This window comes from Streptomyces sp. NPDC048479, from assembly GCF_040651435.1.
GTDB lineage: Bacteria > Actinomycetota > Actinomycetes > Streptomycetales > Streptomycetaceae > Streptomyces.
The window spans coordinates 120126-140648 of record NZ_JBEZKA010000008.1 but is presented as its reverse complement, the minus strand read 5'-3'; the positions used below and the strand labels follow the sequence as shown (position 1 = coordinate 140648).

General features: G+C 70.5%; 15 protein-coding genes. 6 read left to right on the top strand and 9 right to left on the bottom strand.

Features of this window, described 5'->3' with window-relative positions; genetic code table 11:
* Positions 1 to 125 precede the first annotated feature (125 nt).
* The gene (locus AB0D12_RS15100; RefSeq protein ID WP_362681635.1) at positions 126 to 989 is read left to right on the top strand and encodes an alpha/beta hydrolase; all 864 of its coding nucleotides are present in this window, start codon (positions 126 to 128) and stop codon (positions 987 to 989) included.
* Between the two features lie 185 nt (positions 990 to 1174).
* Here AB0D12_RS15100 and AB0D12_RS15095 read toward each other — a convergent pair whose 3' ends face one another.
* A complete protein-coding gene (locus AB0D12_RS15095) occupies positions 1175 to 1639 on the bottom strand; it encodes a subtilase-type protease inhibitor (protein WP_362681632.1) in 465 nt (154 codons plus the stop codon).
* 780 nt (positions 1640 to 2419) lie between these two features.
* Between AB0D12_RS15095 and AB0D12_RS15090 the strand changes: the two genes are divergently transcribed.
* Positions 2420 to 4279: a hypothetical protein gene (locus AB0D12_RS15090; RefSeq protein ID WP_362681630.1), complete on the top strand. Its 1860-nt coding sequence runs from the start codon at positions 2420 to 2422 to the stop codon at positions 4277 to 4279.
* Between the two features lie 213 nt (positions 4280 to 4492).
* On the opposite strand, the gene AB0D12_RS15085 is transcribed toward AB0D12_RS15090, so the two are convergent.
* From AB0D12_RS15085 to AB0D12_RS15075, 3 genes are all read right to left on the bottom strand, one after another.
* Positions 4493 to 6088, bottom strand: a complete 1596-nt coding sequence (locus tag AB0D12_RS15085) for a transporter (protein ID WP_362681627.1) — start codon at positions 6086 to 6088, stop codon at positions 4493 to 4495.
* 14 nt (positions 6089 to 6102) lie between these two features.
* Positions 6103 to 6921 carry an ABC transporter ATP-binding protein gene (locus tag AB0D12_RS15080; protein WP_362681624.1) on the bottom strand — a complete coding sequence of 273 codons (819 nt, stop codon included), beginning with the start codon at positions 6919 to 6921 and terminating at the stop codon, positions 6103 to 6105.
* An 85-nt stretch (positions 6922 to 7006) separates the two neighbouring features.
* Positions 7007 to 7663 carry a bifunctional DNA primase/polymerase gene (locus tag AB0D12_RS15075; RefSeq protein WP_327328369.1) on the bottom strand — a complete coding sequence of 219 codons (657 nt, stop codon included), beginning with the start codon at positions 7661 to 7663 and terminating at the stop codon, positions 7007 to 7009.
* Positions 7664 to 8057: 394 nt separating this feature from the next.
* Here AB0D12_RS15075 and AB0D12_RS15070 point away from each other — a divergent pair, with 394 nt between their 5' ends.
* The gene (locus tag AB0D12_RS15070) at positions 8058 to 9440 is read left to right on the top strand and encodes a transcriptional regulator (protein ID WP_362681621.1); all 1383 of its coding nucleotides are present in this window, start codon (positions 8058 to 8060) and stop codon (positions 9438 to 9440) included.
* A 101-nt stretch (positions 9441 to 9541) separates the two neighbouring features.
* Here AB0D12_RS15070 and AB0D12_RS15065 read toward each other — a convergent pair whose 3' ends face one another.
* Positions 9542 to 10015, bottom strand: a complete 474-nt coding sequence (locus AB0D12_RS15065; protein WP_362681618.1) for a hypothetical protein — start codon at positions 10013 to 10015, stop codon at positions 9542 to 9544.
* A gap of 24 nt (positions 10016 to 10039) precedes the next feature.
* On the opposite strand from AB0D12_RS15065, the gene AB0D12_RS15060 reads away from it, so the two are divergent.
* Entirely contained in the window at positions 10040 to 11164 is a 1125-nt protein-coding gene (locus AB0D12_RS15060; RefSeq protein WP_362681615.1) for a hypothetical protein, read from the top strand.
* Between the two features lie 58 nt (positions 11165 to 11222).
* Here AB0D12_RS15060 and AB0D12_RS15055 read toward each other — a convergent pair whose 3' ends face one another.
* The gene (locus AB0D12_RS15055) at positions 11223 to 12563 is read right to left on the bottom strand and encodes an ABC transporter substrate-binding protein (RefSeq protein WP_362681612.1); all 1341 of its coding nucleotides are present in this window, start codon (positions 12561 to 12563) and stop codon (positions 11223 to 11225) included.
* A 173-nt stretch (positions 12564 to 12736) separates the two neighbouring features.
* Here AB0D12_RS15055 and AB0D12_RS15050 point away from each other — a divergent pair, with 173 nt between their 5' ends.
* Both AB0D12_RS15050 and purU read left to right on the top strand, forming a co-directional pair.
* Entirely contained in the window at positions 12737 to 13183 is a 447-nt protein-coding gene (locus tag AB0D12_RS15050) for a hypothetical protein (RefSeq protein ID WP_327328368.1), read from the top strand.
* A gap of 110 nt (positions 13184 to 13293) precedes the next feature.
* Entirely contained in the window at positions 13294 to 14145 is an 852-nt protein-coding gene (gene purU, locus AB0D12_RS15045) for a formyltetrahydrofolate deformylase (RefSeq protein ID WP_362681609.1), read from the top strand.
* A gap of 24 nt (positions 14146 to 14169) precedes the next feature.
* Here the strand turns inward: purU and AB0D12_RS15040 are convergent, their stop codons facing one another.
* From AB0D12_RS15040 to AB0D12_RS15030, 3 genes are read right to left on the bottom strand one after another with little or no spacing between them, the layout of a single operon-like run.
* Positions 14170 to 15501 (bottom strand): extracellular solute-binding protein, encoded by a 1332-nt coding sequence (locus tag AB0D12_RS15040; protein WP_362681606.1) that lies wholly within the window; start codon positions 15499 to 15501, stop codon positions 14170 to 14172.
* Positions 15498 to 16646 carry a hypothetical protein gene (locus AB0D12_RS15035; RefSeq protein ID WP_362681603.1) on the bottom strand — a complete coding sequence of 383 codons (1149 nt, stop codon included), beginning with the start codon at positions 16644 to 16646 and terminating at the stop codon, positions 15498 to 15500. Before AB0D12_RS15035 ends, AB0D12_RS15040 begins: the two co-directional genes overlap by 4 nt.
* The gene (locus tag AB0D12_RS15030; RefSeq protein WP_362681601.1) at positions 16643 to 20512 is read right to left on the bottom strand and encodes a tetratricopeptide repeat protein; all 3870 of its coding nucleotides are present in this window, start codon (positions 20510 to 20512) and stop codon (positions 16643 to 16645) included. The genes AB0D12_RS15035 and AB0D12_RS15030 overlap by 4 nt, the downstream gene beginning before the upstream one ends.
* Positions 20513 to 20523: the final 11 nt, after the last annotated feature.

The following is a 20523-nucleotide window of genomic DNA, read 5'->3' as shown; positions in this document are numbered from 1 at the left end:
TTGAGCGCGGTCACTCGAACGAGGGGTGTTGCGCGCCAGGACCGCGTATTCGAATAGAGGTTCGATAGTCTGGCGGGACTCGACCGAGCAGGACCACCGGGGGAGAGAAGGGGGTGCCAGGCCACATGGTGCGGCGCACTGACGTAACCGGAGCCGACGGCGTACGCCTGGCTGCCTGGGAGTTCGCCGACCCTCCCAAAGGGAGGGGCGAGACGGAGCGCGCGCCTGGAGTCTTACTGCTCCACGGCTTGATGGGCCGTGCCTCGCAGTGGGCCTCGACGGCCCGCTGGCTGGCTGAGCGGCACCGGGCGATCGCGCTCGACCAGCGAGGTCATGGCCGCAGCGACAAGCCGGCGGAAGGCCCGTTCACCCGCGAGGCGTACGTCGCGGACGCCGAGACCGCCGTCGAACAACTCGGCCTCGCCCCCGTGACCCTGATCGGCCACTCCATGGGTGCGCTCACCGCCTGGCAGCTCGCCGCCAAGCGCCCGGATCTGGTCCAGGCCCTGATCATCTGCGATATGCGCGCCTCCGCGCTGGGTGCGGCCTCGCAGCGCGAGTGGGAGGACTGGTTCCGCTCCTGGCCGGTCCCGTTCGCGACACTGGCGGACGTCCGCAAGTGGTTCGGCGAGGACGACCCCTGGGTGGAGCGCCACAACCCTGCCCGAGGCGAGTTCTTCGCAGAGGTGATGTCGGAACGGGCGGACGGCTGGCGCCCGGTCTTCTCCCGCCGCCAGATGCTCACCTCCCGTGAAACGTGGGTCCACGACGCCCACTGGGAGGAGTTGGCCCAGGTTCAGTGCCCGACACTGGTGGTCCGTGGTCTGGACGGCGAACTGGGCCGCGCGGAGGCGCAGGAGATGGTGCGGGTCCTGCCGCGGGGTGAGTACGGGGAAGTGACTGACGCGGGCCATCTGGTGCACTACGACCAGCCGGAGGGATGGCGGACGGCGATCGAGCCGTTCCTGGATGGTGTGCTGACGCCCTGACGGGAATCGTGGCCCGGCGTGCGGAGCCCGGGGGGATCGCCCTCAGCCGCGGCGGCAACGGCTGGGCGATCAGCGAGGTCGGCAACCGGTCGACCGGCTACTTGGTGTGCTCTGCTGCGGGGGTGAGCTACCGGCCTCGTGGCACGACGTAATCGTGCGTCAGGGGACCCGTGGTGAGGGGCCGTTCAGAAGGCGAAGACCATGCCGTCGGCCATGCTTCCTTCCATTTCGCACTCGTTGCCGTACGTGGCCGACCAGGCGACGTGCTTGCCCTGCCACACCCCCTGGGCGCTGATCACGACCGGGCTCCACTGGCGCGTGCACATCTTGTGCGACCGCTTTTCCGTCAGCGCGGCGAACTCACCGTTGACGGCGCTGAGTTCCGCACACGCGGCCGCGGGCGAGGGGTGGGTTCCCGCAGGTCGCGGGGCGCAGCTCAGGGTGACGGCGCGCTCGACCGTGGCGGTCGTGGCGTCCTCGCCCCTGCCGAAGCTGAGTACGAGCGCGGACGGCGCGTACAGGCTCTTCGCGTTGGCGGGCTGTGCGGGCTGCGTGGGCCGGGCCTGCGCGACGCCCATGGCCGTGGTGCCGGTCAGGAGGAGAGCAGATGCCGTGGCGACTGCGGCGACTGTGTTGCGGATGTAACGCATGTGTGAAACTCCTTCGATCGGGGGGCGATTGCGGTCGGGAGTCTTGCGCATGCGGACAGTGAGTGCACGTCGTTCGCTCGTTTCCGGCCGTGTACGTTCGTTCGGGGGTGACCGAATGGTCGTTCGGGCAGCTCGGGGCGGGTGCAAGGGCGTGTCCATCATGTGGACGATCTTCGGTGGTGCAACAGAAAACTACCGCCTGAACTGCGTAAATGCCCGGACTGCTCTACCCCGTGCGGAGCCTGCTTCGACTGGAAAACATCCCTCGATGAGAGGTTTGGCGGCGACGGCGCCGTGTGCCGCAGGGGCGGAACGTATACATGCGCTAATCGGAAGGCTTCGCCCCGCGGGGGCGATGAGGGTGCGGAGAGGGGCGCTGCGGTGCGCATTGCCGCGGGGGTGCGTCGCTCCCGCGTACGCGGATTCTGCGTGATAAAAAACCCTAAACCGGACAAACCGGAACAGTCTCATGGTGGAACCTGGCCGGGGCGATGACGGGCCGTTGATCCGCATCTACCTTGAGAGATTCCGAATCTCTCAAGGGAGGGATGCATGGAACGCAGGCGGTTATTGCATGCCGGAGCCGGGTTCGCCCTGGCGTCCGTAGCGGGCCAATTGGTTGCCCCGGGCGCTGCGAACGCCGACACAACCGACACCGCAGGCACGGCCGATAGACCAGACACAGCAGACAGACCGGACACAGCCAGTGCGGGGGACCACTGCTCGGGTACTCCCATCTCCACCTACGGCATCGCGTCGTTCACCGCCGCCATCGTCGGCATGACGAAGCTCGACGATCGCGCCTACGTCGTCGCCCGTGGTCAAAGTCCGCCCATACTCGGCGAGATCGACCTGGCGTCGAAGAAACTCACCAGAGCCGTCCGGCTCCCCCGTGGAGAGGGCGGCTGGGCTGCGACCGTCTCAGGCGGGCACGTCTACGCAGGGACCTATCCGTACTCGGACATCTACCGTTTCGATCCGGCCACCGGCGAGGTGAAGCTGATCGGCACGGTGGGCCCGGCGGGCGGCTTCGTCTGGTGTCTCACCACGGCGCCCGACGGCACGGTGTATGCGGGAACGTCCCCGCGCGGCGAAGTCTGGGAGTACAAACCGCAGACCGGCGTCCTGCGCAATCTCGGCGTCGCGGTGCCGGGCGACATGTATGTGCGCGCGATCGCCGCCGACGAGCGCTTCGTCTACGCGGGGACGCTGCCGCACGGCTACGTCGTCGCCTACGACCGCGTCACCGGCGCGAGGACGAACCTCACCCCGACGCCCTACGGCGGCGCGGCCGCGCTGCTCGCCCGCGGCGGCCGGGTGATCGCGGCGCTCACCAAGTCGGTAGTGGATATGGCGCCCGACGGCAGTGACGCACGGGTGATTCCGACGCCCGGCCCGGAGCGGCTGATCGACGCGATGACGATGACGTCCGACGGCACGCTGTACTGCGTCGGACGCCCGACCGGAACGGTCTACCGGCGGGACGGCGACACTCTCGTGCCGGTCGCCGCGCCCGCGGGCGGGGACGAGCATCGCGCGCTGCTGCCGCTGTCCGACGGGACACTGCTCGGTGGTGCGGGCAGCGGCCGGCTGTGGTGGCTGGACCTGGCAAGTGGCAAGTCGGACATTCTCGAGCTGATCGACATCGGCCTGTCCGGACCGGATCCCGTGCAGTCCATGACGTACGGCAGGCGCGGGACCGTGCACGTCGGCGGGCACTTCTCGATCACGACGCACCGGCCGGCGAACGGCACGTCCCAGCGGATCAGGATCCCGGGCGAGCCGAAGCAACTGCAACTCGTCGGCGACCGCGTGTACGCGGCGATGTACCCGAGTACCGAGTTGCTGGAGTACGACCCGGACCGCGGCAAGGTCCGGTCGATGGGCTTCGTCGAGAACGAGCAGCAACGGCCCACGGACATGGTGTACGAACGGGGCCAGGATCTACTGCTGTTGTCGACCGCCCCGGGCGTCGGCCTGCTCAAGGGCGCGCTGACAGTCGTGGACCGGTCGAGACGCAAGCTCAGGGTCTATCCGGATGTCATCGTGGACCAGAGCGTGATGTCGCTCGCGCTGGACGACAGGCCCGGCCACCGGATCGCGTACCTCGCCGGGGACACCTGGGGCGGCGGCAGCATAACGCCGGCCAGGCCGAGCGCCACGATCGCCGCCTTCGACCTGCGGTACCGCAAGGTGCTGTGGGAGGTCGCGCCGGTGGAGGGATACGCGAGCCTGCAGCACATCGCGGTGCACGACGGTGTGCTGTACGGGGTCTACAAGCGGCTCGCAGGTACCTGGTTCGCCATGGATCTCGAGACCCGCACGGTCCTGCAGACCGGGAAGCTGCCGAGCTACGGCGAGCTCAGCGTCCATCGTGGGCAGGTGTTCGCGTCGGTCTTCGGCGGTTCGGTGTACCGGCTCGGACCAGGGCTCGCGGAGGCTCAGCCCATGCTCGGCGGCCTCGGTGACGGCTGGTACAACCCGCCGCAGCTGGCTTGGGAACGGTCGTCCCGGTATGCCTGGGCCGTCGCCGGCCGCGATCTGGCCAGACTCCGGCTCGACCCGCGGTGCCCGAGTGCGGCCGAACCCGGACCGACCGCGCCGAACGAGTCGATACTGGAGTCCTTGCTGGCGAACTGAGCGCTCAGAGAGTGCCCGTGGGTACGGGACCCGTCAGCCGATCGGCTGACGGGTCTCCCCGCGATGGACCGCATCACGATGCTCACGATCATGACCGTGCGGTCCTTCTTCGGCGGCGTAGGGGGCGCACCCCAGCCGCCCGGCACGCCCCCGGGTACGGCTGCTGGTTCGGGTACGCGTACGGAGGCTGACCCCCGTACCCCTTGCTGCCACTCACCCCTTGCTGACCGCCGCCAGGATCTCCGGGAGCCTGCTCGCGGTCTGCGGCGCCGCAAGCCGCACCCCCGCCCACCCGACGAGGAGCCCGTACGCCGCGCCCACCGGCAGCAGCAGCCACAGCGCCGACTGGATGTTCGCAGCATGCAGCCAGATCGTCAGCGCGATCACCGGCGCGCACAGCAGCGCCGCCGAGATCATGCCGCCGAAGATCGAGATCCAGGCGAGGCCGCCCTGACCGGGAGCGACGTTCTTGTACGCGCTGTCCTGCGGGATCGAGTACGGGAAGCGGGCCGACGCCACAGCTCCCGTCGCCAGCATCGCGCCCAGCAGCGCGAGGGACAGGCCCACCACTTCCGGCAGCGCCTGCCAGTTGCCCAGCACGGCCGCGGTGAGGACAGTGACGAGGACGGTGTACGGGAGCGTGATCACCAGCAACGCCATTGCGCGGGCGCGCAGTTCGACGTACGCGTCCCGGGTGGACGAGATCGTCAGCGCCACCATCCAGAACGCCGAGGTGTCCTGGCCGAACTGGTTGTACATCTGGATGCCGAGCATCCCCGCCGCAAAGCAGGCGAAGTAGATCGAGCCCGTGCCCTGCAGTGCGTTGAACAGCGGCACGATCAGGCCGATCGCCAGCGCCGTCACCCACGCCGCCTTCGTCTTCGGGTCCCGCCACACATAGCGCAGGCTGCGCTGCATCACCGTGCCCGTACGGCCCTCGGGCAGCAGACGGTGGAAGCCGGTCGTGGACTCCTTGCGGGTCGGCTCCGAGGCCGCGGCCAGCGTCGAGCCGTCCGGCGTCGTCATCAGCTTGGTCAGGCTGCGCTGCCAGGACCGCAGCAGAAGCAGCAGAGCGGCCGTCGACAACCCCAACTGCCCGATGGCCACCGCGTACGAGCCCTCGCTCGCCGAGTCCACCGCGCCGATCGCCGACGCCGGCGGCAGCCACCGTACGATCCCCGCCACCGGATCGAGCGCCGACAGTCCGCCGGCCCGGCCGAGGCGCTGGGCACCGAAGTTGACGACCTGGATGCCGACCGCGATCACCAGACCGCTGAGCAGCGCCAGGTCGCGGCCCTTGCGGGAGGTCAGCAGCCGGACGTTGGCCGCCGCGACCGCCCGTGCCAGCGCCACGCACACCAGCAGGGTGAGGGGGACGGCGACAACGGAGACGAGCAGCGCGAAGACGCCGTGGGACAGCGCGATCGCCGAACCCACCGCCAGGCAGAGCGTGAACAGCGGTCCGATGCCCACCAGCGACGCCGCCAGCAGCGCCGAGACCAGCGGGCCCGGTCGCAGCGGCAGCATCACCAGACGGGTCGGATCCAGCGTTTCGTCACCGCTGGGGAAGAAGAGCGGCATGAACGCCCAGCCCAGGGCCAGTACGGCGGTCAGCAGCACCACGACCGATTCCGCGTGATCGTTTCCGCGCAGTGCGATCAGGCCGATGAGCTGGAGCGCGGCGAAGAGCAGTGTGACGACGATCGAGGCGATGTACGCGGCTCTGCGGCCGGACGACTGGCGCAGCCCGTTGCGCAGCAGCGACAGCTTGAGACGGATGAAGACCGGGGCGAGGTATGCGCTGTTCAAGGCGCTGACGTTGCTCAACGGGTACCGCCGCCGAGCCAGTCCAGCGAGTGCTCGGTGTCCCGGCCGTTCGCGCCCACCAGTTCCAGGAACGCGCTCTGCAGGGACGGCGCGTCGCCCCGTACCTCCGCCAGCGGGCCCTGCGCGCGGATCCGGCCCGCCGCCATCACCGCCACCCAGTCGCACAGCGACTCCACCAGTTCCATCACATGGCTGGAGAAGACGACGGTCGCGCCCGAGTCGGTGTACCGCTCCAGGACGCCGCGGATCGTCTGCGCCGAGACCGGGTCGACGCCCTCGAACGGCTCGTCCAGGAACAGCACTTCGGGGTTGTGGAGCAGGGCCGCCGCGAGCCCGATCTTCTTGCGCATGCCCGTGGAGTAGTCGACGACCAGCTTGTGCTGTGCACCCGCCAGGTCCAGTACGTCCAGGAGCTGAGTGGCGCGCTTGTCGACCTCATCGCCCGGCAGACCCCTCAACCGACCGCTGTAGGCGAGGAGTTCACGGCTCGAGAGCCGCTCGAAGAGGCGCAGGCCCTCAGGGAGTACGCCGATACGGGACTTCACCTCGACGGGGTCGCGCCACACGTCGTGGCCCGCCACCTCCACCCGGCCCTGGTCCGGGCGCAGCAGGCCGGTCACCATCGACAGGGTCGTCGTCTTGCCGGCGCCGTTCGGGCCGACGAGGCCGATGAACTTGCCCGCGGGGAGCGTGAGATCGATGCCGGCCACCGCGGTCTGCTCGCCGAACCGCTTCCACAAGCCCTCAACACGAACGGCGGGCGGCGCCGTTCGCGCCCCGCCCGCCTCTGTGGCTCCCATTGCCTGGTCCGGCATGGCGCCCCGCCTTTCAGTGTCCCCGTATGTACGAGGCCACCTTATGGGTCACCTTGGGGGCCGCCAGGCTCGGGCACCGGCCGCCTTATGCGCGGCGGATCCGCTTCGCGGCAGCCTCCCGCCCGCATGCGTATGCCAGCGGGCTGATCAGCTCGTCCGCGTCCGGCAACCACCGGTTGGCGGTGGTGGGGCGGCGGGCCCACTGCACCGCGCCATGGCCGCCGATCCGGGTCGGCGGCGCAGCGACGTAGTGGCCCTCGCCGCGCGCGACGAGGTCGATGGCGCTCGGCACCCAGCCCAGGGTTCGGACCAGGTCGGGGGTTTTGAGTGCCGCGCCGGGCAGCACGAAGAACAGCATCCGGCGGTCGGGGGTGCAGGTCACCGGGCCGAGCGGGAGGTTCATCCGCTCCAGGCGGGCCAGCGCCAGGAAGCCGGCCGACTCCGGTACGTCGAGAGCGTCGAAGGTACGTCCCGTCGGCAGCAGGATCGACGCCTTCGGCTGCCTGGACCACAGTCGGCGTGCGGCGACCGCGCTGCCGGTCGCCTGGTTCGCCCAGTCCGGCCTGGCGGGGTGGGCGCCGGGCAGGGCGCATGCGGTGTCGCCGCACGAGCAGCGTTCCCTGCCCTCCACCGCCTCCAGCCAGGTGCCGGGGAACACGTCCCAGTGCCGCTCTTCCGCGTACCGCACGGCATTGTCCAGCAGCTGTTCACCTCGCTGCTGGGGGATCTGTACGGCTTCCATGACTCCGATGGTCTCTTCCACGACACACTCAACTCCCGCCACCACCTTGGGTTACGGGCGTCCCATGGGCGGTGCGTGGCGCATCGATCCTGCACACGGGGCGCATGGGTGCACGGGTGGGGGCGCGCATGCGGCTGTACCGCGGTGGGCGGGTAGCCACAGGCAGTGGCGTCATCGCGAGGGGGAGGCGGCGATCCGGGAGGGCGACGGCGGCAGACGTCGTGGCTTCCGTGTGGCTTCTGCGTGCGTCAAGGCGGCCGCCTTCCGGAAAGACCTTCCAGGGAATCTTCCGAATCTTCCCGGAAAAACGACCAACTCAGCCCAAGTCTGCATTCTCCGTATATCAGCCGGGCAGTGATCACTTCATGGATCACCGCGGCCTCAGGGGGTAGTCATGGCAGCCAGGCCTCTCGTCGTCCGACAACCGAACGAACGATTGCAGGCGCTCATTCAGGAAGCCGGGTGTTCCAATGCGGGGCTCGCCCGTCGCGTCAACATGGTCGGTACGGAGCGCGGGTTGGACCTGCGCTACGACAAGACCTCGGTGGCACGCTGGCTGCGCGGGCAGCAGCCGCGCGGCCGTGCACCGGGCATCATCGCCGAGGCGCTGGGCCGCAAGCTCGGCCGTACGGTCACGATCGACGAGATCGGCATGGCGAACGGCAAGAACCTCGCGTCCGGCGTCGGCCTGCAGTTCTCGCCGACCGTGCTCGGCGCGATCGAGCAGGTCTGCGAGCTGTGGCGCAGTGACGTCGGCCGCCGCGACTTCCTGTCCGGGTCGGCGGTCGCGGCTTCCGCACTCGTCGAGCCGAGCCGCGACTGGCTGATCACCGGCGCGGACACGCAGGTCGCGCGTACGGCCGGAGCGAGGGTCGGCGTCTCGGACGTCGAAGCGGTACGGGCGATGACGAGCGCGCTGACCGACTTGGACCACCGCTTCGGCAGTGGCCATGTCCGGCCGGTCGTCGTGCACTATCTGAACAGCGTGGTCTCAGGGCTCCTCTCGGGCTCGTACCGCGAATCGGTCGGCCGTGAGCTGTTCGCGGCGGTCGCGCGGCTGACGGAGCTCGCCGGATACATGGCCGTCGACACCGGCCAGCCGGGGCTCGCCCAGCGCTACTACATCCAGGCGCTGCGACTGGCCCAGGCGGCCGGGGACCGCGGGTACGGCGGCTATGTGCTGGCGGCGTCCATGAGTCATCTGGCCGCTCAGCTCGGCAACCCTCGGGAGATCTCCCAGCTGGCGCGGGCCGCGCAGGAAGGCGCCCGCGGCCGGGTCACACCGCGGGCCGAGGCCATGTTCTACGCCGCGGAGGCGCGCGGGCACGCCCTGCTCGGGGACACCCGCACCTGCCACGAGGTGGCCGGCAAGGCGCTCGGCGCGCTGGAGCGGGCCGAGCCGTCGGCAGGGGATGATCCGGACTGGATCGCCCATTTCGACCACGCGTATCTCGCGGACGAGCTGGCGCACTGCTACCGCGACCTGGGGCAGGCGGAGGTGGCGGCGTACCATGCCGCAAACGCGCTGGACGGGCACCCGGAGTCGCGGGCCAGGCGGCGCGCGATCGGTCTTGTGTTGTTGGCCACTGCGCAGGTGCAGCAGCGTGAGGTGGAGCAGGCCTGTCACACGGGCACGCGTGCGGTGGAGCTGCTGGGGAGGCTGCGCTCGAGCCGGGGCGCGGAGTACCTGGACGACCTGCAGCAGCGCCTGGAGCCGTACGCCATGGAGCCTTCGGTGCGCGAGTTCGGGGCGCGGCTGGAGATTCAGGCCGCATGAGGCCGGGTGCCCCTTTAACAGCGACTTGAGTCCGCATCTTGTTACTGCTTCCGCGCGTGTGTGCGGAGCGGCTGAGGCACCGGGTAGCGTGAACCGACGGTTCAGTAGGCCCATACGTAGGAGTCCCGGTGACGCAAAGCGGACAGGGTGACGAGCGGCAGCTTCCTGCTGCGCGGCCCGCGCACGAAGGCGTCGTGCTGCCCGCCGACGGAAGTGAGCCCTGGATTCCAGGTGTCTCCGACCCACAGGTGGCTCCGGCGGGCGGGCAGCCGTGGGGCGAGCCCTGGGGGCCGCAGCAGCAGCCGGGGCAGCAGCCGGGGCAGCCTGGCCAGGGTGGGCAGCCTGCCCAGGGCGGCTATGGGGAGGTACCGCAGGGCGGATACGGCCCGCAGGACGGGTACGGCGAGGTGTCGCAGGGCGGATACGGCGCGCAGGCCGAGTACGGCCCGCAGGGCGGGTACGGCCCGCAGGCCGGGTACGGCGCGCAGCCAATGCCTCAGGCTGTGCCCCCGCAGGGACCGGCTCCTCAGGGACCGCCCCCTCAGGCGCTGCCTCCGCAGGCCCTGCCTCCCCAAGCGCTGCCTCCGCAGGCGCCCGTCATGGGTGCCTCCGACGCGACGCAGTACATCCCGGCGGTGGCGCCCATGGGGCCCGGAGCCCTGCCGCCGGAGACTCCCGCCGAGTCCACCCAGTTCCTCGGGACCGGGCCCGGTGCCATGCCGGGTGCCATGCCCGGACCCGGACCCGTATCGGGACCGGACGCCGAGGCCACGCAGTACATCGCAGCCGTACCGCCCGGCTCCGCCCCGCCCGCGCCCAACGCCGCGCCGTTCGGGATCCGGCCGGGGGCGCCCGGCGACCGGCAGCCGCCTGCCGAGTTCGACAGCCTCTTCCGTACGGACGGGCCCGCGGCCCAGCCCGCGGACGCCACGGCACAGTTGCCCCGCTTCGAGGGTCCGGTCGGCGGCCGGCGGACGCGCCGGCAGCAGTCGCATCAGCAACAACCGGCGCATCAGCAGCAGTATCAGCAACCGCAGTACCAGCAGCCGCAGTACGAGCCGCAGGACCATGAGCCCGAGCCCGATCGGCGCAAGTCCTCGCACATACCGCTGATCGCCGCCGTCGTGGTCGGCTGTGCCGTCCTCGGACTCGGCGTCAGCGCAGTGATGTTCGGCGGCGGGGACGACGCCAAGAAGGAACCGGACGCCAGCAAGAACGTCGCAGCGACCTCCGACGCCCCCAAGAACTCTCCCGAGGCCGCCGCCGACCCCGCAAAGCAGCAGGCCGAGGCGCTCGACAAGCTCCTCGCGGACAGCAACAACAGCCGTGCCACGGTGATCAGTTCGGTGGAGAACATCAAGCAGTGCCAGAACCTGGACCAGGCGTCCACCGACCTGCACGGCGCCGCGGTGCAGCGGCGCGGTCTGGTGACCCGGCTCGAGGGCCTGACCGTCGACAAGCTGCCCGACAATGCCGCACTGACTGCTTCGCTCACCAAGGCATGGCAGGCGTCCGCGTCGGCCGACGACCACTACGCGGCCTGGGCCCAGCAGGTCAAGAGCAAGAAGGGCTGCAAGGACGGCAAGGCCCGCAACACCGGCCAGACCGCTCAGGCCAACCGCGCCAGCGGTGACGCCACCAAGGCCAAGAAGGAAGCGTCCGGGCTGTGGAACGCCATAGCCCGTAAGTACGAGCTCACGACGCGGCGCAGCGAGCAGCTGTAGCTTCCAGTCGGTCGGTCGGTCGGCCGGGCAGCCAGTCGACCTGCCGACCGGCCTCCGGTCAGCTCGCGGTGGTGGACGACGACAGCGTCTTGCTGACGTCCACGAAGCCCGGCTTCTGGGCCACCAGGCGTCCGTCGCACACCACTTGGAAGGTCACGGCCCGGTTGACCACCCGCGGGAAGTCGGGCGTGCCGAGCATGTCCTCGAACTTCCAGCGCAGCACCGGAGTGAGGCCGTCGGTCGAAACCCGCACCCCGTCGTCGAGGGCCCGCGAGACCTTCCTGGGGTTGATCCTGTCGTCGTGGATCGACCGGATGACCGTCTTCAGCACGGTGTACGCGATCCACGTGGTCTGCACACCGGCGTCGGCCGGGTCGATGTCGTTGTCGCCGAAGGCGTACGTACGGATCATCTTCTGCATCTCCTCCCAGCGCGCATCGCCCGCGGTCGGGTACCAGCCGGTGATGTACGCACCCTCCAGCGGGCCCTTGCGGCCGCCGGTGCGGTCGATGAGCGGCTGGCCGACGCTGCCCATGACGGAGGAGATCCGTACCTTCCGGCTGTCCTCGGGCAGCCGCCGGAAGGAGTCGACGAAAGTCTCCGTGCGGTCACCGAGCGCGGCCGTGACACAGCCGGGCCGGTCGTCGCTCCCCGTCCCGAAGCCGCTCCGCGCACCTGCCTTCCTGCGTGCCTGCTCAGCCTGCGCGGTGTAGTCGGTCGCGTCCTCCGCGGCAAGGATGTCCGTGGACCTGCGCTGACTGTCCTCCGCGAGGCCGGAGTTGAGGAGCACGGGCATTTCGTCGCCGGCAAGGGAGTTGGGCCTTACCAGCGAGACCCGTTGGCAGACGTTCGCGAGCTGCTTGCCGTTGCCGGCGAGGAGCGCCGCCTGGCCGCCGTTGACCGGGTAGGACAGATAGCTGGTGAACTCCTCCTCGGAGATGCCGTATCCGCCGATGAAGGGGATGCCGGCGGCCTCCAGCGGAGGCATGAAGGCATCGCCGTGCTGGCTGTACGAGCCGACGACCGCGACCACGCCCTCCTTGACCGCGCGCCGTGCGCAGTTGGCGGCTCCGGTGGAGGTGTTCTGTTCGTTGCAGGTGATGACGCGCAGCTCGTGCCCGTCGATACCGCCCTGCGCCTCGGACCAGCGGGCGTAGGCCTTCGCCATGGCGGGCATTCCGGGCATGTTCGTCACCGGGGTCTCCTCCGGTGCGAACGTCATCACCGTGACGGGCTCCCTGGACCCCCCCGTGGCCCCAGGGAGCACGCCACAGCCGGTGACCAGCGACGCTCCGACCGCCGCGACGGCCGTTGTCATACAGACGGCGCGTATCCGCACGGTCCGTGAGGGGCGGGTCCTTGAGGGGCGGGGGGAGGATGAACGTCGCCAACCGGTCATGGTGATGCACATTTCCTCCTCCCGGGTAACGGAAGAGTGAGCATTGATCAACGACGGGTGACGTCAAAGTGAATTACAGGGGGCTGTGGAGCCCTGCGACCAGGGAACGTACGATCGACGGCGTGCAGCAAGGTTCGGACACCTCTTCCCGCCGCGGCCGTCGCTCCTCCACCATGGGCGGCATGCCGCTCAATGACATGCCTTGGTGGCGCTGGCGCAGCAATGTGCGCTCGGCGCTGCACATGCTTTCCGACCCTGTCTTCCATGAAGAGTGCTGGCTGGCCGGCCGTGAGGGGTACGGCGACGTCACCGACGCCGTGTACCGCCTGGTCGAGGACACCTGGCTGGACAACTGGTCCGCCGAGAAGTACGTCGGGACGATCTTCCGCGACTCGGGCGAGGCCGCCCTTGTCGATGTCGCCGTCCTGCGCGTGCTGCGGATCATGCACCAGGTGGGTGCGGACGCTCCCGTCTCCGCCTATCTCGAACACCACGGCTGGCCCGAGGCCGTACGAGCCGCCCGTGAGGCGCATGTACGGCTGTCTGTCGCCGACGGCGAGGACCCGGACACTCCGCCGCGCTCGCTGGACGTGCTGCGGATCATGACCCGGTCCGCCTGAGATCCCTCTGAGTTCCGCCGAAGGCGGGGAGGTCCGCTCGCGGTTCGCCCGGTGTCCGGCTGACGGACGAGCACTCCGGCCGGGATCAGCGGGTGTGGCATCCTACGAAGATGACTGACCAGTACGTCCTGACGCTCTCCTGTCCTGACAAACAGGGCATTGTGCACGCCGTGTCGAGCTATCTCTTCATGACGGGCTGCAACATCGAGGACAGCCAGCAGTTCGGAGACCGGGACACGGGTCTGTTCTTCATGCGGGTCCACTTCTCGGCGGAGCCGCCGGTGACCGTGGAGAAGCTGCGGGCCAGTTTCGTCGCCGTCGGGGACTCCTTCCAGATGGACTGGCAGATCCATCTCGCCGAGGAGCGGATGCGGATCGTCCTGATGGTCAGCAAGTTCGGCCACTGCCTGAACGACCTGCTCTTCCGCTCCAGGACCGGCGCGCTGCCGGTCGAGATCGCGGCGGTCGTCTCCAACCACAAGGACTTCGCCGAGCTCGTAGCCTCGTACGGGATCCCGTTCCATTACATTGCGGTCACCAAGGAGAACAAGGCCGCCGCCGAGGCGCAGGTGCTCGAACTGGTCCGCGCCGAGAAGGTCGAGCTGGTGGTCCTCGCCCGCTATATGCAGGTGCTCTCGGACGATCTGTGCAAGCAGCTGAGCGGCCGGATCATCAATATCCACCACTCCTTCCTGCCGAGCTTCAAGGGCGCGAAGCCGTACCACCAGGCGCACGCCCGGGGCGTGAAGCTGATCGGCGCGACGGCGCACTATGTGACGGCCGACCTCGACGAGGGGCCGATCATCGAGCAGGAGGTCGAACGCGTCGGCCACCAGGTCACGCCGGAGCAGCTGGTGGCGATCGGCCGCGACGTGGAGTGCCAGGCGCTGGCGCGCGCGGTGAAGTGGCACGCGGAGCACCGGATTCTGCTGAACGGCCGCCGTACGGTCGTCTTCGCCTAGGGCACGCCTTGGCAGCCGGGCCGTCTACGGCGAGGCGCCGACGGGGTTGTCGCACAGATCGTCCAGTACGAACGCCCCCTCCCGCTGCTGCAGGATCCGCTCCGCCTCCAGCTGTTTGAGCAGCCGGGTCAGCAGGTCGTGGTCCTGCGGGTGGCCCAGGAATTCCAGTACGGCGCGGTAGAACGCGTCGCGCAGGGTCGGCGGCATCGCGTCCGAGGCGTCCAGGCAGATCTGGCCGGCTCCTTCGAGCAGCTTCTGGACGTCGCGGGTGCCCTGCGACTGCGGCAGGGTGCCGAAGGTGCCGCCCGGGAAGTACGGCCGCTCCCCGGGCTTCGCCGCATTCGCCCAGTCGTCCCGGGCCGCGCGGGAGGTGAGCCGGCCCAGCAGGTCCCAGGCGGCGGTGCTGGGCTTGAACACCGCGGCCATGTCGCCGGAGACCTCGAAGGCGTTCGCGCCGGATCCTCCAGCCTTCCCAGTCCTTCCAGTTCCTCCAGTCTTTCCGGAATTTCCCGACTTTCCGGACTTATCGGAACCGAGGAAACGCGCGGTGGGGGTGGGCAGCACATCGTCCGTGTAGTGGCGGCGGATGAAGGAGCCCTGGTGCTCATGGGTGCACCTGCCGCCGTTCAGCAGCCCGTACCCGCCGTTCTTGAGCAGCTCGAAGCCGTTCTCGAGCCCCTCCTTTCCGAGCTCCCCCTTGTTCGCGGCGAGTATGCCGGCCCACTGCTCCCATGCCGGCCTGGTCTCCGGCCAGGGGGTCTTGCCGGTCGCCCAGCTCTCGTACGCGGCGGGTCCCTGCCGCTGCAGCAGCAGATCCTCCACCCAGTCCGTGCCCGGCCAGCCCGAGGTCGCACCCGAACCCACGCCAAGACACCAGTCCGGGGTCTTCCCCGTATCTGCTGCGTGGCTCCACACGATCGACTTCAGGTCCAGCCGCACCGGCGCCCAGTACGCGTGCGTACGGGCCTCGCCGTCCTTGGTGTCGACGGTGACGGCGGGCGCCCACGGCGGAACCGCGGCACCCACCACGCTTTCGGGCAGCGGATAGGCGTCCCCGGCGCGGGCGTACGCCGTCAGGTCGCCCGGGCTGCTCACTATCGCCACATCCGGCGGCGCACCGGCCTGCAACTGGGCGACCAGGGTCTCGCGCAGGGAACGGGTGCCCTTGTAGACGTAACTGCGTCCGGTCCGCTTCTCGATGCCCTTCAGCGCCGCCAGGAACGGCTTCTCCTCGCCGTCGGTCCACGGGCCGAGGACGACCAGCGTCCGCTCCTCGTCCGTAGCCGAGCAGCCGCCGGCCGTCACGGCGGCAGCGGCGAGCAGACAGGCGGCCAGCACAACCCTCAAGCACCTCATGCGTCCCCGTACTTCCGTAGGGTGCGGCCGGCCGGATACGGGCGGCCGTAGAGGAAGAGCGTGACGCCGCAGGCGAGCGCACCCACGCCGCCGGCCGGCACGGCGATGCCCGCGGTCATCGACCAGCCGTCGGGATGTGTGCCGCGCATCACGGCGGCCGCGTCGAGCGCGGTGGACTCGATCCGGCGAGGGGCCGTGACGCGATCCGCGCGCACTTTCTCCAGGGCGCCGACGGCCGTACCGACCCGCTCCTGCGCGCCGTGCTCCTGTGCGCCGCCGACCGCCAGCAGTGCGGGGGTGAGGAGCACCGGCACCGCGGCCACCGCCAACTGCAGGCTGATCAGCCGCAGCCGGTCCCGCAGGAAGACCGAGGTGCCGACGAGGACGAAGGCGAAGAGCGCGGCCGCCAGTGCGGCGGCGCCGGCGGCCGTCACTGTCAAGGGACTCCAGGCCACCAAGTCCCGGTTTTCGTCGCGTAGTTGGCGTTCCAGCTCTCTGATGCGGTCCAGGATGGTGGTCGGCTCCTGCGGTGGAGTACCGGCTGTGGTGCCCTTGGAGCTGCCCAGCATGTCGGCGGCGTAGCCGACCCCGGCCGTGCGCAGCACGTCGGTCGTACGGTGCCGGTCCGCCCAGGCGATCTTGTCCCCGTAGGCGACGACCAGACCCGACACCACCCGCAGTTCCTGTTCCTGCGCCTTGTGCAGGGCCCTGGACTGCGCCACCTGGTTGAGGCTCTGTGAAGCCTCGGTGAGCAGCGAGCGGTAGGTCTCGCCGAGCTCGACCAGGCCGGGCTCCCCGGGGGTGCGGAGGAGCCGTGACACGGCTTCCTCCTGGGCCAGTTGGAGGGAGGTCCGGGCCTCGGCCAGATCCACCAGCGCGGGTGTGCAACGGTCCCGCAGCCGTTCCGTACGGCCGTGGATGTCGCCGTAGGCGGCGGCGGAGAGGGCGAGGGCGATCACACCGAGTGCCGGCAGCACAAGCATGCGGCGGCGCAGGAACGCGGCAGTGGGCCGGCTGCCCTCGGCGGTACGGCCGGTGGCGCGACGCCACAGTGCGGGGAAGAGGCGGCGCGGTGCGGGGAGTGCCCGGGGCAGGGCCCGCAGTGCCCGGGACAGGGGTGCGGCGAGGCGGTTCATCGGGTTCATCGGCCATCCCCCGAGCCGGGCCGCAGCGAGCGTGGCAGCCAGGCGGTCAGTGGCCGCGGCGGCGTTTCCGTACGGCGGCCGTCGTGCCTCTCCCGGTCGCGGTCCCGGTCGCGGTCCCGCTTCCGGTCCCGGTGGTGCTTCAGACCGAGAGGACGGGTCCGGTAGGCGTTGTCGAGGAGCGCCTCGGCGAGGGCCGCGTCCTCGGCCCGGTCGGTACGCGGCACCTGCTTCGCCAGCTGCCGGTAACTGGCGGAGAGCTGCTCGCGCAGTTCGCGTTCCGTGGCCGGGACGTCTATCGCGGAGGGCAGCGAGGCGCGCAGCTCGGCCGGCGGATCGGCATCCTCGCCCTTCTCCCGTGCGGCGTGGACGAGTTCGAGAAGGAGCTCGCGCAGCTCCGCGGTGAGCCGTTCCTGGGACTGCCGGTCGGTGAGGCCCTCGTGGCTGACCAGCCGGTGCAGTGCGGCGTACGCGCGCACCGCCGATGCCACGGTCGGCGGCGTGCCGTCGGCGGGCAGGCTCGCGTGGATGCGCACCATCGCCGTACGGGCGGCGGTGCGGTGCCGGGAGTCCGGCGGGACGCCGTCGAGGGACGCGAGGGCCCGTTCCGGGCTGCGGCGGGCGAGATGGATCCGGGCGAGCCCGAAGGCGGCGCTGCCGAGCGCATGGTTGCGCCACCAGACCGTTTCGTAGAACTGCATGGCCTGCTGTTCGTGTGCCTCCCGCGCCTCGGCGGCCTGCGGCGCGCTGTCGTCCCCTGCGGCGCGCCAGTCGTCGGCCAGCTTCTCGTGGCAGTAGCCGAGCGCGAGCTTGGGCGCGAACTCGCCCGGAATGGCTCGGTAGACCTCGTCGAAGGAGGTCAGGGCGGGACGCAGTCGGCCGTGGGCGAGATCGGTCAGACCCTGGTGCCAGTTCAGCCGCCAGTCGTAGCGGGCCCGGTCGCCGAGTATGCGGTGGGCTCCCTTGAGCTCTCTGGTCGCGGCTTCCAGCTGTTCGACCCGTTGTCGCAACTGGTCGCGGGCGAGCTCGAGATGGAGTCGGCAGCGCAGCAGATGGAGCTCGGGGGACTCCAGCCACTCGCCGCTGAGCTGGAGCAGTCCGACCGGGTCGTCGTACGAAGTGCGCTGCAGCTCCTTCCAGTTGGGGTCCTGCTGATCCGCCTTGGGCACGGGCAGAGCGACGGCGGCCTCGGCAGGCCCCGGCACCTGTGCGCCGAGGCGGTAGCTGCGGCTGCTGTCCTCCCGCCAGCGGTCCAGCGGAGGGGCCTTGCCCAGCTGCCCGTCCAGCGCGGTGGCCGCCCGGTCGAAGAGCGGCGACGGCTCGAAGGTCTCCACGCCGAGCCGCAGGGAGCGCAGTTCGCGCAGGACTCCACGGAGCTGGAGAGCCATCTCCTGGGCGGAGGCGTACCGCTGCTTGGGATCGGGCGCCATGGCGCGGTGCAGGGCCCGCTGCAGCGACTCGGTGCCGAGGTCCGCGGGCGGCGCCGGGGCCTTGGCGAGGAGCTCGCTGAGGACGGCGCCGACCGTGTAGAGATCGCCCGCGGTGGTCATCTCGCCCGCGGCACCGGTCTCCGGCGGCCGGTGGCTGACCGGTCCCGGTGCGCCGGGCTCGCGTACGCCCGCGACGTCGATGAGCTTGATGCCGTTGCCGCAGTGCAGCACGTTGGTGAGGGAGAGATCGCCGTAGACGAGACCTTCCTGGTCGTGCAGATAGCTGAACGCGTCCAGGATGCGCAGCCCGTACGCGACGATGAACTCCCGGACCCGGGGTCCGGAGAACGGCGGATCGTGCCGGGCGATCCGGGCCGCGACCCACTCCAGCGGCGCGCCGTCGGCGAACTCCATCACGATGAACTCCGCCGAGGACGACGGATGCCGTGCGTAGTTGACCACCCGGATGACGGACGGATGGTTGAGGCTGACCAGCCGCAGCCGCTCCTGGTGGGCCTGGAGGACGGCTGCGGGGTCGCCCGGATCGAGGATCCCCTTGAGCGCCACGGGCCGGTTCTCCAGCAGGAGATCGCGGGCGAGATACACCTGCCCGTGGCTGCCCCGGCCGAACGGACCCACCACCTCGTACTGCTGGTGCAGCCGGTCGCCGCCCGCGAGCTGGTGCCCGGCCGGGGCGGTGACCAGCGCGTCCGGATCGCGTACGGCGACGACCGGCAGATCCGTGAGACCTTCGCCGGGCGGCTCCACGACGAACTCGTGCGGGCCCAGCGGACCGGTCAGCGCCCGCTCGGCGCTCTCGGCCTCCAGCATGGCCGTCTCGATGTCGACGGCGAGCCGGAACAGCGCGTGCGGCAGAGCGGGCGAGTCGAACAACGGACTGCCGCGTCGCCACTGTTGGAGCTCCCGGCGGAGCCTTGGCGTCCGCGGCTCGGGCCGCCGCGGGGCGGGGCGGCCGCCCGTGGCCGGGTTCGCGGGCAGCTGCCGTAACCGCTGCTCGGTCTCGGCCAGCCGGGCCACGCGCGTCCCGAGCCGGTCCGCGCGGCGGTCGGGCCACTCGGGCTCGAGGAGTTCGGCGCGGACCTGCGCGAGCAGCGGGGAGCGCCGGTCGCTGAAGACGAGGAGCAGCCGGCTGTCGTCCCGGGCGCGCAGGGCCCGCAGCAGTGCCACGATCTCGGCGTCCGTGGAGGCGGACCGGTCGACGGCGAGGAAGGCGGCGAAGAGCGGCGGGCTCTCGTCGGCGATCCGGGCGAGCAGTGCCTGGTGGGGTGTACGGGACGGGGCGTCCGGTTCGGGTGTACGGGACGGGGTGTCCGGTTCGGTGGTACGGGACGGGGCGTCCGGTTCGGTGGTACGGGACGGCGACTCCGGTTCGGGCGTGCCGGACGGCGGGTCCAGGCCTATGCGGCCGGCGGCGTGGACGGCGAGGTCCTCGACGGTGCGGTTGGTGGCGTCGACGGCGATGTCGATGCTGCCCACCTGCGGCTCGCCCGCCGAACTCCCGGACGCGGACGGCGGGCTCTGCTCCCGGTCCGCCAGCGTGAGGGCCGAGCGGATCGTGTGCAGCAGTTCGTGCTCACCCTCACCGGCGAAGGCGAGCTCTACGGGGTCCGTGTCCGGTGCGCCGTCCAGCCAGCGGGTGAGCCGCCGATGCAACCCCGGCACCCGGCCCGAGGCGGTCCTGTCCGGGGCGACGGCGACATCGCGGGAGACCGCCCGGTGCCCCGTCACCGTCAGCCCCAGCCGCTCCAGAGGCAGATGCTTCAGCACTGTCTCGGTCGGGATCATGTACGCGTGCTCGCGCCGGACGGGCGCCTCCGGGGTGCCGAACTGGTGGGCCACGATGCCGATGAGGCGGCGCGAGCGGCTCTGGACGACGCCGGCGCCGCTGTAGCCGCGCCGGACCACGTACGCCGAACCCTCCGTGTCCAGCTGCACCCACTCGGGCGTGGGCGAGGGCCCGCCCCGCCCCATCAGCCGGGCGTCGAGGTGCTCGCCGCCCGGCAGGTCCTCCGGGTAGCCGGTGAAGTGCACCGGTTCCTTGCGCGCGGGGATCTGGCGGTGCAGTACGGCATGCGCCACGGGCGGCTCCTCATCCAGCTTGAGCAGGGCGAGGTCGCCACTGAAGTGCGGGGTGGGCGGCACCAGATACTGCCGCAGCAGCCGGGCGGGCAGGGGTTCGGAGACGCCGCCGGAGAGGGTGACGTGCGGGACGTCGACGTAGACGGTGTCGAACGGGGTGCGGATGCCGGACCGGTCGGGGCGGGACAGCACCGTATGGGCGCAGGTGAGCACCAGACCCCCCGGGAGCAGCACTCCAGCCCCGAGCGGGCGGGTAACCCGGTCCTGCGTACGGAGCAGACAGACTCGCCAACTCTCTTCATGCGGTGCTGAGTTGGACGTGCGCAACGGCTCCCTCATACTGCTCAACG

Coding starts and splice junctions, on each gene's coding strand:
- AB0D12_RS15100 (WP_362681635.1), top strand. CDS start 126: ATGGTGCGGCGCACTGACGTAACCGGAGCCGACGGCGTACGCCTGGCT.
- AB0D12_RS15095 (WP_362681632.1), bottom strand. CDS start 1,639: ATGCGTTACATCCGCAACACAGTCGCCGCAGTCGCCACGGCATCTGCT.
- AB0D12_RS15090 (WP_362681630.1), top strand. CDS start 2,420: ATGACGAAGCTCGACGATCGCGCCTACGTCGTCGCCCGTGGTCAAAGT.
- AB0D12_RS15080 (WP_362681624.1), bottom strand. CDS start 6,921: ATGCCGGACCAGGCAATGGGAGCCACAGAGGCGGGCGGGGCGCGAACG.
- AB0D12_RS15075 (WP_327328369.1), bottom strand. CDS start 7,663: ATGGAAGCCGTACAGATCCCCCAGCAGCGAGGTGAACAGCTGCTGGAC.
- AB0D12_RS15070 (WP_362681621.1), top strand. CDS start 8,058: ATGGCAGCCAGGCCTCTCGTCGTCCGACAACCGAACGAACGATTGCAG.
- AB0D12_RS15060 (WP_362681615.1), top strand. CDS start 10,040: ATGGGTGCCTCCGACGCGACGCAGTACATCCCGGCGGTGGCGCCCATG.
- AB0D12_RS15055 (WP_362681612.1), bottom strand. CDS start 12,563: ATGACCGGTTGGCGACGTTCATCCTCCCCCCGCCCCTCAAGGACCCGC.
- AB0D12_RS15050 (WP_327328368.1), top strand. CDS start 12,737: ATGGGCGGCATGCCGCTCAATGACATGCCTTGGTGGCGCTGGCGCAGC.
- purU (WP_362681609.1), top strand. CDS start 13,294: ATGACTGACCAGTACGTCCTGACGCTCTCCTGTCCTGACAAACAGGGC.
- AB0D12_RS15040 (WP_362681606.1), bottom strand. CDS start 15,501: ATGAGGTGCTTGAGGGTTGTGCTGGCCGCCTGTCTGCTCGCCGCTGCC.
- AB0D12_RS15035 (WP_362681603.1), bottom strand. CDS start 16,646: ATGAACCCGATGAACCGCCTCGCCGCACCCCTGTCCCGGGCACTGCGG.
- AB0D12_RS15030 (WP_362681601.1), bottom strand. CDS start 20,512: ATGAGGGAGCCGTTGCGCACGTCCAACTCAGCACCGCATGAAGAGAGT.